The sequence below is a fragment of the Exiguobacterium sp. HVEsp1 genome, from assembly GCF_002009685.1.
Classification (GTDB): domain Bacteria; phylum Bacillota; class Bacilli; order Exiguobacteriales; family Exiguobacteriaceae; genus Exiguobacterium; species Exiguobacterium profundum.
The window spans coordinates 589,414-601,619 of record NZ_KV917367.1; the positions used below are offsets into that span (position 1 = coordinate 589,414).

At 46.6% G+C, this 12,206-nt stretch carries 14 protein-coding genes and 1 pseudogene; 8 read left to right on the forward strand and 7 right to left on the reverse strand.

Annotated features, from left to right (window positions below; translation table 11 throughout):
• Window positions 1–17: 17 nt before the first annotated feature.
• On the reverse strand, window positions 18–806 hold the full coding sequence (locus BV910_RS03060) for a pyrroline-5-carboxylate reductase family protein (RefSeq protein ID WP_240499780.1): 789 nt from the start codon (window positions 804–806) through the stop codon (window positions 18–20).
• Window positions 807–998: 192 nt separating this feature from the next.
• Here BV910_RS03060 and yidD point away from each other — a divergent pair, with 192 nt between their 5' ends.
• Both yidD and BV910_RS03070 read left to right on the forward strand, forming a co-directional pair.
• Window positions 999–1,268 carry a membrane protein insertion efficiency factor YidD gene (yidD, locus tag BV910_RS03065; protein ID WP_078146305.1) on the forward strand — a complete coding sequence of 90 codons (270 nt, stop codon included), beginning with the start codon at window positions 999–1,001 and terminating at the stop codon, window positions 1,266–1,268.
• 129 nt (window positions 1,269–1,397) lie between these two features.
• Window positions 1,398–2,750, forward strand: a complete 1,353-nt coding sequence (locus BV910_RS03070; RefSeq protein WP_078146306.1) for an alanine/glycine:cation symporter family protein — start codon at window positions 1,398–1,400, stop codon at window positions 2,748–2,750.
• A gap of 16 nt (window positions 2,751–2,766) precedes the next feature.
• Here the strand turns inward: BV910_RS03070 and BV910_RS03075 are convergent.
• Window positions 2,767–3,133 (reverse strand): annotated as a pseudogene (locus BV910_RS03075) (potassium channel family protein).
• Window positions 3,134–3,219: 86 nt separating this feature from the next.
• Here BV910_RS03075 and BV910_RS03080 point away from each other — a divergent pair.
• On the forward strand, window positions 3,220–4,461 hold the full coding sequence (locus tag BV910_RS03080; RefSeq protein ID WP_078146307.1) for a cytochrome P450: 1,242 nt from the start codon (window positions 3,220–3,222) through the stop codon (window positions 4,459–4,461).
• Between the two features lie 37 nt (window positions 4,462–4,498).
• Here the strand turns inward: BV910_RS03080 and BV910_RS03085 are convergent, their stop codons facing one another.
• On the reverse strand, window positions 4,499–5,248 hold the full coding sequence (locus tag BV910_RS03085; protein WP_078146308.1) for a sugar nucleotide-binding protein: 750 nt from the start codon (window positions 5,246–5,248) through the stop codon (window positions 4,499–4,501).
• Window positions 5,249–5,348: 100 nt separating this feature from the next.
• On the opposite strand from BV910_RS03085, the gene BV910_RS03090 reads away from it, so the two are divergent.
• On the forward strand, window positions 5,349–5,924 hold the full coding sequence (locus tag BV910_RS03090) for a GNAT family N-acetyltransferase (RefSeq protein WP_078146309.1): 576 nt from the start codon (window positions 5,349–5,351) through the stop codon (window positions 5,922–5,924).
• A gap of 73 nt (window positions 5,925–5,997) precedes the next feature.
• Window positions 5,998–6,807, forward strand: a complete 810-nt coding sequence (locus BV910_RS03095; protein ID WP_078146310.1) for a DUF368 domain-containing protein — start codon at window positions 5,998–6,000, stop codon at window positions 6,805–6,807.
• A 36-nt stretch (window positions 6,808–6,843) separates the two neighbouring features.
• Here BV910_RS03095 and BV910_RS03100 read toward each other — a convergent pair whose 3' ends face one another.
• Window positions 6,844–7,398 carry a methyltransferase family protein gene (locus tag BV910_RS03100; RefSeq protein WP_074037776.1) on the reverse strand — a complete coding sequence of 185 codons (555 nt, stop codon included), beginning with the start codon at window positions 7,396–7,398 and terminating at the stop codon, window positions 6,844–6,846.
• A 168-nt stretch (window positions 7,399–7,566) separates the two neighbouring features.
• On the opposite strand from BV910_RS03100, the gene BV910_RS03105 reads away from it, so the two are divergent.
• Window positions 7,567–8,613, forward strand: a complete 1,047-nt coding sequence (locus BV910_RS03105) for an NAD(P)/FAD-dependent oxidoreductase (protein WP_074037775.1) — start codon at window positions 7,567–7,569, stop codon at window positions 8,611–8,613.
• Window positions 8,614–8,624: 11 nt separating this feature from the next.
• Here the strand turns inward: BV910_RS03105 and BV910_RS03110 are convergent, their stop codons facing one another.
• Window positions 8,625–9,038 carry a VOC family protein gene (locus BV910_RS03110; RefSeq protein WP_078146311.1) on the reverse strand — a complete coding sequence of 138 codons (414 nt, stop codon included), beginning with the start codon at window positions 9,036–9,038 and terminating at the stop codon, window positions 8,625–8,627.
• A 102-nt stretch (window positions 9,039–9,140) separates the two neighbouring features.
• Between BV910_RS03110 and BV910_RS03115 the strand changes: the two genes are divergently transcribed.
• Window positions 9,141–9,512: a hypothetical protein gene (locus tag BV910_RS03115; protein ID WP_074037773.1), complete on the forward strand. Its 372-nt coding sequence runs from the start codon at window positions 9,141–9,143 to the stop codon at window positions 9,510–9,512.
• A 65-nt stretch (window positions 9,513–9,577) separates the two neighbouring features.
• Here BV910_RS03115 and BV910_RS03120 read toward each other — a convergent pair whose 3' ends face one another.
• Complete coding sequence (locus tag BV910_RS03120; protein ID WP_078146312.1) at window positions 9,578–10,450, reverse strand: hypothetical protein; 873 nt, start codon at window positions 10,448–10,450, stop codon at window positions 9,578–9,580.
• A 268-nt stretch (window positions 10,451–10,718) separates the two neighbouring features.
• Here BV910_RS03120 and BV910_RS03125 point away from each other — a divergent pair, with 268 nt between their 5' ends.
• Entirely contained in the window at window positions 10,719–10,949 is a 231-nt protein-coding gene (locus tag BV910_RS03125; protein WP_240499781.1) for a hypothetical protein, read from the forward strand.
• Window positions 10,950–11,128: 179 nt separating this feature from the next.
• Here BV910_RS03125 and BV910_RS03130 read toward each other — a convergent pair whose 3' ends face one another.
• Window positions 11,129–12,043, reverse strand: coding sequence for a hypothetical protein (locus BV910_RS03130; RefSeq protein ID WP_078146313.1), 915 nt, complete (start codon window positions 12,041–12,043; stop codon window positions 11,129–11,131).
• Window positions 12,044–12,206 lie beyond the last annotated feature (163 nt).

Below are 12,206 nucleotides of genomic sequence, written 5' to 3' on the forward strand. Positions count from 1 at the left end.
TCGCTTCCATCCATTTTTTATGGTTTCTCTATCGTTTCATGATCTTCTTTGGCACTTTCGCGCAAGGCTGAAGCCATCACGTCAGCAAGGTTCCGTTCCCGAAGCACGCCGACGCCTCGGTCTGTCGGTCCACCTGGAGCGGCCACATCGGCAATCAGTTCATTCGTCTTCCGTGTTTCATGAGACAACAACTCAGCGGAGCCTTTCATCGCTTGGGCGACAATTTGACGCGCTGTCTGTTCGTCGTAACCGACATCCGTTAGGACAGGCGTCATCGCACCCACGATTTCATAGAAGAAGGCTGGGCTGCACCCGGCAGCAGCCATAAAGGCCGACATCGTCTTCGCATCGGTGACGGCCGTTCGTCCGACCCGTTCAAAGAGAGAAGTCGCTTTTGCGCGATCAGCCTCATCAGTTTCTGGACCAAACCATAGACCCGTCATCCCGCTCCGATGGGCGACAGGCGTGTTCGGCATGGCGCAAACAGCTGGTAGCCCTGAAGCCTCTTCTAATTGGCTCGGTTCGATATGTGCCGCGACCGAGACGAGTAGTGGGGTCTTCCATTCTTTTGATTCTACGTACGGGATGACGCCATCAGGTTGCATCGCTAATACGACGATGTCATAGTCGTTCACGTTTTCGTCCTCAACAATTTGAACGCCGAGTTCATCTTGTAGGAAGAGTAAGCGCTCCCGGTCACTTCGGTTTGTCATTGTGATGTGTGTCGGTTCGATGCCCGAGTCGATCCATCCGCGAACGAGCGCCTCACTCATGGATCCAGCACCGACCATTAGTAATTGATTCATCATTTGTCACCTCTTCTTTTCGATTCGGTCAATAGTTATGTTGACTATCATAACAAACATACACTCGAATATCGCCCATCCTGCTCATTTGTAAAGAGATGGAAAACGATTTGACATAGGAATCGACGAACATGACAAACATCTCAAATCGCGCTATGATGGCACTAATTCAAAAGAGTGAGGCGAAATCGTGTGAAACGTGTACTAGTAAAAGGGATTCAAGGTTACCAGCGTTTTATTTCACCATTAAAGCCGCCAACGTGCCGATTTTATCCGAGCTGTTCGCACTACGGAATCGAAGCAATTGAAAAACATGGGGCTGTCAAAGGCAGTTATTTAACCGCTCGCCGACTCATTCGCTGCCAGCCGTTTCATCCAGGCGGGCTCGATTATGTTCCGGATACGTTTGATTGGAAAGCGCCTTTACAACGAGAGAAACCTGAGTCACAGCGAGGCGATTGAGTTCGTCTCGCTGTTTTTGTACAGAACGAAAAGTGGATTGGTTGTTTTAGTACAATACTTTTGCATTGATCTGAGTATTCTGAAAAAATAGAGGTGTACACTATTTTTCGGGGAAAGGGGATACGTTGTATGGGGCAATCATTTAGTGAATGGGTGAGTACGGCATCCAACTTTGTATGGGGACCGCCGCTCTTGATTTTGCTTGTGGGGACAGGCATTTACTTGACGGTGCGTCTAGGTGGAATTCAAATCACCAAATTACCGTATGCGTTGAAATTGGCGTTTTCGAAAAATCAGGATCAATCCTCTAAAGGGGACATCAGTCACTTCCAGGCGCTCATGACCGCTCTGGCGGCGACCGTCGGTACGGGGAATATCGTCGGGGTGTCGACAGCGGTCGTATTAGGAGGACCGGGAGCCATCGTATGGATGTGGGTGTCCGGTTTCTTTGGGATGGCAACGAAATACGCAGAGGCAGTTCTTGCTGTGAAGTATCGGGTCACTGATGAGCGCGGTCAAATGGCTGGTGGACCGATGTACTACCTAGAACGAGGGTTGAATCAACGATGGTTAGCAGTCGCATTTGCGGCATTCGCATCGATTGCGGCGTTCGGTATTGGAAACGGGGTCCAAACGAACTCGGTCGCATTGGCCTTAAAAACGACATTCGATGTACCACTCTACATATCAGGGATTCTCATTATGATTTTTACAGGTGCGGTCATCCTTGGAGGCGTTCGTTCCATCGGGAAAGTGGTCAGTTACTTCGTCCCCGTCATGATTGCCTTCTACTTAGGTAGCGGTCTCATCATTATGGTGATGAATTACTCACTGATTCCGGATGCGTTCGCACTCATCTTCAGCAGTACGTTTAGTGCAGAAGCAATCGGTGGAGGGGCCATCGGAGCTGCCATTCGATACGGGGTGGCACGTGGTGTCTTCTCGAACGAAGCAGGTCTTGGCTCTGCTCCGATCGCAGCAGCGGCAGCGAAAACAGATATGCCGGGTCGTCAGGCGCTCGTCTCGATGACTCAAGTCTTCTTGGACACGCTTGTCGTCTGTTCGGTGACAGGGTTGACACTCGTCATGGGTGGTCAAATCGGGACAGGACTTAAAGGGGTCGAATTGACTTCAGCTACATTTGAACTGTTCCTCGGACCAGCCGGCGGTTATATTGTCACAATCGGGCTCGTTTTGTTCGCCTATTCGACCGTGCTCGGTTGGTCGTATTACGGCGAACGCTCCATCCATTACTTGTTCGGACAAAAGTCGATTCTTCCCTACCGGATTGCTTTTGTACTCGTCGCGGGACTCGGTGCCATGACGACGAACTTGAACTTGGTATGGGCGTTATCGGATGTCTTCAACGGCTTGATGGCCATCCCGAACTTGATTGGTCTCTTGTTCTTGTCGGGTGTTGTCATTGCCGAGACGAAGCGTTTCAACCAGCAGCTTGAAACTGAAAATCGAAGAGTTTCCTAAACAAAGGACGCCATCCTTATGAATCAGAGGGTGGCGTCTTTTGTTTTGCTTCTAATTCATCGAGTCGTGCTTTTTGTAAATGATCAAACACTTTTGTGATAAAGCCAACCATGATGCCCACCCCGGTCAATACATATCCGATTGTGAATATTTTTCCGATGTCGGTCTGAGGGGCAAAATCACCATATCCGATGGTAGTCAGGGTGATGACACTGAAGTAAAGTGCGTCCAACCAACGCATCTCCTCGAACCGGGTGTAAAAAAAGTGTACCGGAGAGGACGGTAAGGAAGGCAAGACTGAATAAGACTTGGAACTCAGGGTCACGGAGACCACGCCAGACTCCGCTGGCAATCTGGCGCAACGTCAGTAAGAACGGTAACACGTCACTCGTCCTTTCAATATTAGGTTTGTTCTCTAACGACAGGGGAACATCCTCTATAGTTCGAAAAAAGAGAAAGGGTGAGTTGGATGGGGAAAGTCATACCGAAACAAGAAGGTCTCGACCATAGTGTCGATTTTTTACGGGAAGGATATTTGTTTGTCGCGAATCGTCGCAAAAGTTTTCAATCAAATATCTTTGAAACACGTTTGCTCGGGGAGCGCGTGATTTGTCTTGGGGGCGAAGAGGCGGCAGAGGTGTTCTATGATGCAGACAAATTCATGCGTCAGAATGCGGCGCCAAAACGTCTATTGAAAACCTTGTTTGGAGAAGATGGGGTCCAAACACTAGATGGTGCGGCACATACGCATCGAAAACAGATGTTCATGTCATTGATGACAAAAGAAAACATAGATCGATTGCTCCGCTTGACATATCGAGAGTGGAACCGGATTGAACAAATGGGAGAGGAGGTCGTCTTATACGATATTGCGCAACAAGTGTTGATGAAGGCCGTATGTGAATGGTCGGGAGTTCCACTTGCGAAAGAAGAAGTTGGGAAGCGCACTGAAGAGATGAGGTTATTATTTGAATCGGGTACGTCTCTTGGTCCCACGTATTTACAAGGTCGGAAGGCACGAAGTTCCGCTGAAGCCTGGATTCGTCAGACGGTAAAAGAAGTGCGGTCGAATCGATTATTGCCGAACGAACATACGGCGCTGTACGAATTTTCGTGGCACCGGGATGAATCCGGAGAGTTATTACCTGAAGACGTCGTGGCGGTCGAAGTATTGAACATTTTACGCCCGACTGTCGCAATCTCGGTGTATGTCCTCTTCACTGTCTTAGCTTTACATCAGTTCCCGGATGTAAAAGAGCAGGTAGAGCGGGGAGAGGTCTCGAAAACAGAATTTGTCCAGGAAGTGAGACGGTTTTATCCATTTTTCCCTGTAGCGGCAGCTCGTGTCAAAACCGATTTTGAATGGGACGGCTATGCATTTTCGGAAGGGACGCTGACGCTTCTTGATTTGTACGGTACGAATCATGACTCCTCTATTTGGACGGAGCCGGATCGATTCGATCCCTCTCGTTTCAAAGATTGGAACGAGAGTCCGTTTAACTTTATTCCGCAAGGTGGGGGAGATGTAGATTTTGGACATCGATGTGCCGGTGAACATGTGACCATTGCAATTCTCGAACAAGTCATCGAGTTGTTTACTAAGGAATACGCCTACACAGTCCCGCCTCAAGACTTGAGCTATAGTTTTGTAGACATGCCGAGTCTGCCAAAAAGTAAATTGCGTTTGACTCACCTGACTCGAAATCAATAAAAAATCGCCTACTCGATGGGAGTAGGCGATTTTGAATTTACTTTGTTTGCAAATTTAGGCGTTTGGAGATAGGGCGAATGGAGACCGATGAATCAATCATTCGATTGTCCCGTTTCGGTTCATCGGTACATTCAATCTGCCAGTCGGTGTCATGAAGCTCTTTTAGTCCGACGGCGATGTCGTATAGGGAATAGTTTGCATTTCCGTTTAACTGATAGATGCCCGGTCCACGTTTAGTCAAAATTTCAAATAGCGCGTCTGCCGTGTCTGCTAAAAATGAACATGATGGATACCAATGCTCACTCGCTTGGATGACCCCTCGTTGCTTCATCTCGTTCGTAAAATAGTCCATCATATTATTCGATCCGGCCTCATCCCCGATTTGCCATCCGAGACGAACGATTTGAGCACCAGGATTGGCGTTCATAATCGCACGTTCGCACTCACGCTTATACTTTCCATAGTCATCCTCGGCATCTGGTAGCGTATCTGGGGAAATCGGTCCGGTCACTTCATCTGAAAAAATTGAAACCGTGCTCGTGAACAGGAAAGGGATTTTCGCCTCACCACATAAACGAGCGAGCGTCTCGGCCCACTCCACCGCGCCCATACCGATATGTAAAAAGTAGTTCGGTCGGATGCGCTCGATGAATTCTCGCATTTCCTCTTCGTTTGTCGTGGACACTTGCTCGCGATTCCACGCAATCCCTTCAATTCCGTGGCGCTGTAACGTTTCGGCAACGACGGGTGCCACTGTACCGTTCATTCCTGTAAGAATAGCTTTCATTTCGGTTCGCCCCTTTCACTCTATATGATGCCACAAAACGAGTGTGGACAAACAATCGGTGTGCCGGGCTATGCTAGACTGGATGATGGAGGGATCAATCATGAATATTCGACAAGCAACCAAACAAGATAGTAAACAAATTGCACCACTCATGTATCAAGCGATCCATGAGATTGCGTACACATTGACGGCATCAACGGATACACCTGAGGTATTGGAGCGACTAGCGATGTGGGTAGAGAAACCAAATAATCGCTTGAGTCACGAAAACATCTGGGTGGCGGATTTTGAAGGAGAAGTTGCCGGAATGATCATCTCGTATCGTGGGGATAAGGCAGAAGAATTGGATCGACCGATTCGAGAATGGTTGACGGCGCATGGAAGTGGAGAAGAGGTGGACGTTGAAACGGAAGGTTATGTCCAATACATTGATTCACTGGCTGTCGCAGAGGCGTATGGAGGTCGTGGGATCGGGACGAAGTTAATCGAACACGTTTGTCTCGTTGCGAAAGAACGCGGTGTGCCCGCCGTCACATTGAACGTGGATCAAGAAAATCCTGCGGCGCATCGCTTATACACACGTCTCGGCTTCCGTAAGGAAAAAGAAATCAACATTTCTGGGGCGAGATTTGACTATATGATCAAAGAAATCAATTCGACTCCTTTCTCAGTCTAAAAGCGGATGCGCAAACTTCTTTTCTCGACTATACTAAGTGCTTGAGGAAAGATATACGTAAAGGAGATACATTATGGAGTGGAAGAACATTTGGCGAGGGATGGCCATGGGGACGAGTGATTTAATCCCTGGTGTAAGCGGCGGTACCATTGCAGTCATTTTAGGCATCTACGATCAACTCATCGAAGCGATTAGCGGCGTATTTAGCCGATATTGGAAAAAATATATCGGGTTCTTGATTCCATTGGCAATTGGAATGGGGACAGCCATTATCGCATTGAGTCGAGTTATCGAATACTTATTGCTGGAGTATTATGCACCGACACAATTTTTCTTTATCGGATTGATTTTAGGGATTATTCCACTTCTATTCGTGGAATTTAAATCACGCGCATCGATTCGTCCGGTTCATGTTATTGCTATGGTTGTCGCAACGATACTCGTTGCGAGTATGGCATTCTTGAATCCGGTTGATTCGTCTATTATGACGGACGTGACGTTCGGGACGGCGCTTCTCTTATTCTTCTCTGGGTGGTTGGGCAGCATGGCCATGTTGCTTCCTGGAATTAGCGGTTCATTCGTCTTGTTGTTAATTGGCGTTTATCCAACCGTCATCAGCGCCATCTCAAACTTCAATCTGTTGATTATTGGGATTGTCGGTGCTGGAGTGGCCGTCGGCTTTATTGTAAGTAGTAAAGTCATTCGTTACTTGTTGGCGAATTTCCCGGGAATGACGTTCTCCGTCATCATCGGATTGGTCATTGGCTCACTCGCCGTCGTGTTTCCGGGTGTACCAGCTTCTGGAGCCATGTGGATACTCAGTATCGTCGCATTCATCGCGGGGGTCATCGTCGTCCGATTACTCAGCAAATATTCTGTCTAAATGAAAAAGGAGTCCAGCGATGAGCCGGACTCCTTTTTAATAGATGAAGGGGAAGAGGCGCTTGCGCGTCTTCGACCAGGATTGGTAAGACTGACCGAAATGGCGAATGAGCATACCTTCCTCGATTCGAATGCGGTACAGTAACGCAAGCGAGGTGAGACCCGCGCCAATCAGTGCGATCCCCCAATGAATAAAGTAGAGCGAGAATCCGAACGTAATCAATAACAACCCTGTGTAAAGAGGGTGGCGTAAGTAACGATACGGTCCCGAGCTGACGAGTTCGTCTTCCGGTCGGACGACGACATGTCGTGTGAATTGATGACGTAAATGTAAAATCCCCCAATAACGTAACGACACGCCGGCTATGTAAAAAGTAAGTCCGATGATTCGTTGAACTGTCGAAGGCTGTGATTCGAAAACAAGCGAAGAGATCATAGACAACACGAAGACGCCAATCATCGTCGTCGCTACAAAGTAAAAGCTCTTCCGCTCGACAGCCCCGTCTGTTGCCTCTTTTCGGTTACGAAATCGCCACGTCTCAACTAGCCAAAAAAATGATACGACGATTAATAGGACATCCATCCAATTCATCACGCACATCCTCCCTTTTAATTCATGTTTCATTACCCGACCTACGCATAAGAAAAACCAAATCCATCAGGACGATATTCGAAAAAAATTGTCAAAGTGACCAAAACAGGTTATCATCTAATGAGAATGATTATCATTTTTACGTATATAGAGAGGAAGGGTGCGACGATGAACGAGGAAGTATTCGACGTGACGATTATCGGTGGGGGACCGGCTGGATTGTATGCCGCTTTTTACAGCGGTTTACGAGGTATGAAGACGAAAATTATCGAATTTCAACCTTTTTTAGGCGGGAAAGTACATGTCTATCCAGAGAAAATGGTTTGGGATGTAGGTGGTCTCCTACCGACGACTGGGGCAAAACTGATCGACCAACTCGTCGAGCAAGGTCTCACCTTCTCTCCGACGGTCCTTCTTGGCGAGAAGGTGGAGTCGATCTCTAAGCGTTCAGACGATTTGTTCGGGATCGACACGACGAACGGTCATCACATTTCCAAAACCGTCATCGTTGCGACAGGAAGCGGGATCCTCAAACCGCATAAGGTTGAAGTGAGCGGGGCGGAGCGGTTCGAATTGTCGAACCTCCATTACACGGTTAAATCACTTGAACGCTTTAAAGGAAAGCGCGTCTTGATATCGGGTGGCGGCAATAGTGCAGTCGATTGGGCGAATGCGCTCGAGCCGATTGCAGAGCAGGTCGTGCTGACGTATCGAAAAGAAGAACTCAGTGGACATGAAGCACAAGTTGAAAAAATTAAACAGGGTCGAGTCGACTGTTGCCCACGATCAAAAGTGACGGATTTGATTTCTCACGATGGGAAATCGATTCAACAAGTTCTTTTGACTCATGTCGAAACAGGAGAGACGAGCGTAATCGAGGTCGATGAAGTGGTCATCAATCACGGATATGAACAAGACGCGGAGTTGCTTCGGAACAGCGAATTGCAGGTCGAGATGAAGGATGGGTTTTATGTGAAAGGGAATTCAGGTAGCGAGTCATCCATACCGGGATTGTACGCTGCCGGTGATATTCTCACGCATGAAGGGAAAGTACATCTCATCGCTGGAGCGTTTCAAGATGCTGCGAATGCGGTGAACCGGGCCAAAACATACATTGACCCGAATGCGAATGCTACCGCAATGGTGTCCTCTCATAATGAACGGTTAAAAGAGAAGAATCGTCAAATCATAGAAGAAACCATGATGAAGCAGTAAGAGGACCACTCTTACTGCTTTTCTCTAGGATAATCACAAAGCTCGGTAATCACACCGCCTGAATGACGCGGGTCCATGTAGATTAAGCGTCTACCTTTCACGGTCGTACGCAGCGTGTCTTCTAAAAAGGTGATGCCATTTTGTTTGTGAGCGGCCATCGCTTCGTCCAAATCGTCGACACGATAGGCGATATGATGAACACCCTTCCCTCGAGCTTTCATGAACCGGGCAATCGGACTCGTCTTACTAGTCGGACGCAACAATTCGATGACATCCTCTCCAATATGAATGACGGCCAATTCGGTCTCGACCCCGATGGCCGTGTTCGTATAGCGGTCCACGAGTTTTCCTCCTAAGACCGTCGTGTAAAATGTGATCGCCTCGTCTAAGTCTCGAACGGCAATCCCAGTATGATCGATATGCATGTACATTCCTCCTTCTGCTTCAGTTTGCCTAAAGTTGAACAAAATGTCACTTCACAACGTTTCAAGCCTATCCGATATAATAGGAGAGGGAGGGACAGCGAAATGAACGGAAAAATCACGATGGGTTTGGTGGGCACTTTCGCCTTTGTATCATTTGTGTTTGGACTCTCGCTTGCGACGTTTGTCGACTATCGCATCAATGAAGAACAGGTTGTCCTTGAACGATTAACGACCCATAAACAGATTGGTCCGACCGAGTTGCTGTCTACCGAGGTCGACTTTCATTTAAATGGGTCGAATTATGCGATTCGTTTTAAAGATGAACCAAATATTACGTATTGGTTTAACGTCGTCGATCGCAAAATTAAGTTCGATCGGATTGAATCGCTCGATTTGAGAGACACGGGGCTTCGGACAGAACTGTTTGAAGCGATGCCGCCTCTAGCGATGGAGTCGACTACTGCTGCAGAATAAAAGACGTCGAATGAACAACTTTTTCCTTTGAGAAAGAGTTGGTTTGCTCGACGTCTTTTGATTGTTTAGGAATAAATCGGGGTCGGTGGTGCCTGTAGTATGTACGTATAACGACAAATACTCGAGATTTGGGCGCCGTGACGACGAAGTGTATAACTCAAATCAGGTTGCAAACTTGTTGCTGAAATATGTGCCTCTTCAATGTATCGGAACATGTAGAAAAATTTTTGTTGAAGGAATGAAATAGCTTCCCGCAATAAAGTCTCGTCACAGTCAACGTGCATCTCTTGTATTGAAATATGGTACATATGTAAGCGTACTTTCATGATTCCAATCACTTGTCGGTTCCACTTCACGGAATAGAACAATGTTTGCTGGCGAACTTCTCGTGCGAATTGTTCATCTGTCATCGACATGGCACTCGGAAGGAGATGACAATGCTCATTTCGAAATGTGAGCCAATCGGCTCTTCTTGAATAGTCCACTAATTCGAGTATCCAATCGCTATGAGTTGCTTTCTCACATGGGATGAACGGTAGATGATACGTTTTCGTTTGATGGAATACTTGAAATCCTGCTGCTTCATATATTCGAAGCTTATCTTGATTTTGATAGTCTTCCTCCTGAAGATAGTACGTGATCGGGTACGTCGTTTCTCGACTTCGTACATAGATCAAACGGTGAAGTAGTCCGCGAAAGACGTGACGATCACCATATGTGGCTTGAGAGAGGCGAATGGCATGATCCGTTTCAAGCTGTTCGTCGTTTGCGACGATTGAAGCGAGTGGGGTATCTCGATTGAGTGCGACGTAGACGTGATGATGCGAGGGAAGGGAGAGAAGCAAAGGGGCCTTGCTTAAAGGATATAGCGACTGAATGGAAATACGCTCATGTAACGGTAATTGCCTGCATTCTACAAAACGTAGCGCTCGTTTCACGAAGAATCCTTCTTTCTTTATCAAATGATAAGTACAAATAAATTGTAAGCGCTATCTTGTATCGTGGGGTGTGGCAGTATGATGAAAACTGACTCGAGAAAAAATCAATTACGTCAGAAAAAGGTTCGAGTAAAATAGAACATATCCGCCCAATACGATGAAATGGATTTCGTTTCATCGTTCATCTGTGAGATTCATCAAATGTCAGCGCAACGAACGGTTGAGACGTGCTATACTTAAACACAATGAAAACACGGAGTTGGAGTATATGATGAAATACATTTATCAACTGATTCTGGTTTCTGTGCTTTGGTTGACGGTAACACCGTCTGCAGCCATGGCCGAGACAGAACCGGTCGTCATTCATGAAAATATCATTGTCGAAGAAGATGTAGAAATTCATGAAGGATTTCAATCGCCGAATGAAATGGTGTATTTGTTCGTATTAATTGTGTTGTTATCTGTCATCGGACTTGGCATGATGAACACGATTGAATAACGTGAAAACGTTCACAAAAATGCAATAAGTGATTTGGTAACGGTTACAATCGTTCCCTTATACTTATATGTGTAGGAAGAAAGTTCTGCACCAACTTTCTGTCCTCCTTTTCAAATGAACACCCCTCGTTCATATCATGTATTGGAGTCAATCGATCCCATCGATTGACTCCCTTTTTTTTAAAATCGGATTCGCTTTTCTTTAGCAATTCGTTTTAAGCGCTTCGTCTCACTAGTGTGTCCGTGACTCTCTAAAAAGTCGACATATACCCGAAATGGTTCGGAGCGATGAGAAAAGAATGGGATATATTCAGAGAACAATTTTTGTTCCGCTTCTTTCAAATTCCCTTCAGCGACGAGAAGGCGGAGTTCTAACATTTTAAGCGCTTGATAGTTTTCGAGCGCGGTATCCTCTGTTTGGGACTTCTCTAACATCCGATCGCAAAGTTTTAAGAGACGGGAGTGAAGGAGTTTTCTTGTATTGGCATGACTGTGTTCGATGGGTAGCGTTGAGAGTAAATCAATTCGTGTAGAATCAACATCTTTTGGCACGTAGAGTGCGGTGTATAGGGCGCGGTCAATCCAAACGGTATCAATCGGGGCATCGAGCTGATAGTAGTGAATGAGTTGCTTGAGCATGGTGACTTGTGAAATTTTTAAAAGGCGAAACGGGTCACTCGTAGAGAAGAGCGGTTCTTCGCCAGCTGATGTAGAGAGGAGGTAAAACATTTCTTCATACATCGTACGTGCTTCTGTGTATTCCTCGGCGTAATGTGCTAAATCGCGAATGATTTTTTTAGCATGAATGTACCAATTTTTTTGGTCGCGTTCTGACATGACTTGATTCGGACGAATGTACAAATGTTCGTACGCAGAATCAACAAACCGTTCAGCCAAGGTGATGGTTTGCGAGAGCGAATGTCGCTCTTCAGAATTTTTTTTCTCTTTATAGCGCGTGAATTGGCTGATCATAAAATCAAAATCTTGATCATCAATCACATCTTTAGGAGTATGACGGTACATTTCGACGAGCAAATCGCGTAACGTCGCCTCGCCATACTGCTCTAACAATACGCGTAACTTTCCGATGCGCATCAGCTCTCCTCCTTTCAGTCAAACTTTTCGTAGGCAATCTCGATTTGGGCAGAAACCAATTATTATTCCTTTCCCGCTTTTCATCTGAAACAACCATTCGCTCTCATGCTTAAGACGGATTTTCGTAAGAAACGTTGTCAGATGATGGCTGGTTCGGGATAAT

Bases quoted from the DNA above. Each gene is read 5' to 3' on its own strand.
- BV910_RS03110 (WP_078146311.1), bottom strand. From the start codon at position 9,038: ATGCATATCGATCATACTGGGATTGCCGTTCGAGACTTAGACGAGGCG.
- BV910_RS03085 (WP_078146308.1), bottom strand. From the start codon at position 5,248: ATGAAAGCTATTCTTACAGGAATGAACGGTACAGTGGCACCCGTCGTT.
- BV910_RS03095 (WP_078146310.1), top strand. From the start codon at position 5,998: ATGGAGTGGAAGAACATTTGGCGAGGGATGGCCATGGGGACGAGTGAT.
- BV910_RS03115 (WP_074037773.1), top strand. From the start codon at position 9,141: ATGAACGGAAAAATCACGATGGGTTTGGTGGGCACTTTCGCCTTTGTA.
- BV910_RS03130 (WP_078146313.1), bottom strand. From the start codon at position 12,043: ATGCGCATCGGAAAGTTACGCGTATTGTTAGAGCAGTATGGCGAGGCG.
- BV910_RS03070 (WP_078146306.1), top strand. From the start codon at position 1,398: ATGGGGCAATCATTTAGTGAATGGGTGAGTACGGCATCCAACTTTGTA.
- BV910_RS03080 (WP_078146307.1), top strand. From the start codon at position 3,220: ATGGGGAAAGTCATACCGAAACAAGAAGGTCTCGACCATAGTGTCGAT.
- BV910_RS03125 (WP_240499781.1), top strand. From the start codon at position 10,719: ATGATGAAATACATTTATCAACTGATTCTGGTTTCTGTGCTTTGGTTG.
- BV910_RS03100 (WP_074037776.1), bottom strand. From the start codon at position 7,398: ATGAATTGGATGGATGTCCTATTAATCGTCGTATCATTTTTTTGGCTA.
- BV910_RS03105 (WP_074037775.1), top strand. From the start codon at position 7,567: ATGAACGAGGAAGTATTCGACGTGACGATTATCGGTGGGGGACCGGCT.
- BV910_RS03090 (WP_078146309.1), top strand. From the start codon at position 5,349: ATGAATATTCGACAAGCAACCAAACAAGATAGTAAACAAATTGCACCA.
- BV910_RS03060 (WP_240499780.1), bottom strand. From the start codon at position 806: ATGAATCAATTACTAATGGTCGGTGCTGGATCCATGAGTGAGGCGCTC.